Origin of the sequence: Streptococcus oralis, from assembly GCF_001578945.1 — a bacterium.
Classification (GTDB): domain Bacteria; phylum Bacillota; class Bacilli; order Lactobacillales; family Streptococcaceae; genus Streptococcus; species Streptococcus oralis_Q.
In genome coordinates this window covers 1-1,560 of the sequence record NZ_KQ969562.1, presented here as the reverse complement: position 1 = coordinate 1,560, position 1,560 = coordinate 1, and the positions used below count along the sequence as shown (strand labels likewise).

1 protein-coding gene is annotated in these 1,560 nt (G+C 50.3%); it reads left to right on the top strand.

Annotated features, from left to right (window positions below; genetic code table 11):
- On the top strand, window positions 1-1,560 hold a 1,560-nt coding region (locus tag SORDD16_RS09670), incomplete at both ends, for an RHS repeat-associated core domain-containing protein (protein WP_277730646.1).

Below are 1,560 nucleotides of genomic sequence, written 5' to 3'. Positions count from 1 at the left end.
ACACTTACGATGAACTGGATCGCCTCACTTCCGTGACAGATGTCAAGGGACAAAAGACCAGCTATAGCTATAACCCAGCAGGGGATCTGACGGAGGTTGACCGGGGAGATGGAAGCAAGAGCTTCTTGACCTATGACAAGGCTCACCGCCTCACCGAACTCCGCCATGTAGATAAGCATGACAAACTCATCTCCAGCTATGGCTATGAGTATGACGACGGAGGCTATATCGCCAAAGAAACCATTAAGCAGGATGGCGAAACCCTAGTCCATACCTACACCTACGATACTCTAGGTCAAGTGGAAAACATGACGGTATCGGATGGAGCTGGTAAGGAACTCTCTAAACTCTCCTATACCTATGACCTAGCGGGCAATAAACTGACCAGCACCGAGACAGTCGATGGCAAGGAGAGCCAGACACGCTTTACCTACGATGACCATAACCGCTTGACCAAGCTGGAAGACCCAGATGGTACCATCACCTATACCTACGACAAGAATGGCAATCGCATCGCTTCTGAGAAGAACTCAGAAAAGCTAGACTACTTCTACGATACAGAGAACCGCCTGCTTGCGATCAAGGACAAGAAGGGTCTGCTCATGGCTGCGCTTTACGATGGGGATGATAATCGTGTCTTCACTGCTAGTCGTAAGGAAGGCAAGAACACCTATCAGCTCTTCCAACGTAAGCCAAAGGATAGCAAGTCCGGTCGTAAGTCACCTTACACAGCCCCAAGTGGGGACCAACACTCCCTCTTCTGGTATGGCTTTAGCCAGAATGTCCTCCAAGCCCTGTCTGCTTTACCGCAGACGATAGGAAGCATCTGGCACAGCATCTTTGACGATGTGTCGACAGCCTACCACCAGAAGGTAGCTAAGGACCGAGCGACCAAGGAGGGGATCGTTGTCACCCCACCAGAACTCGGCAACTTACCGGGTCAGGGAGAGGTGACCTATACCAGTCAGGTTCAGGATGTCCTGATCCCTTACACCACACGAGAAGACACCTACAACTACTACGAGGAACGCAACTATGTTAATGATGTCAATCGTGAACATACAGAAGTCCTTGAAACCTATGACCATGATGGCAAGGCACGAGATACCTATAGCTATGGTCAGGGGCGAGCTAGCTACCTCAACAACCAAACAGGCGACAGCTACAACTACTTGACCAACCAGTCAGGCTCTGTGACAGGCTTGACCAAGGATGGACAAGCCGTCGCATCAACTAGCTATAACCTCTATGGGGCAAGAAAGACAAGTACAGATACAACAGGGAATCCATTCGCCTATAACGGTGAAGCCCGTGACGATACCGAACTTGACTATTTACGCGCAAGGTATTATGATAGTCAGGGAGGTACTTTCTTAACCGAGGATAGCTATCCAGGTGAGGCGACGGATCCTCTCAGCCAGAATCGCTACAGCTATGTGCAGAACAACCCTGTCAACTATACCGACCCGAGTGGGCATAGAATGATCTGGGCGGTTGATGGTAGTGAACCAAGTCGCCCTCGTCGTATCAATACGCGCCAACAACGTTTCTACCAACGGA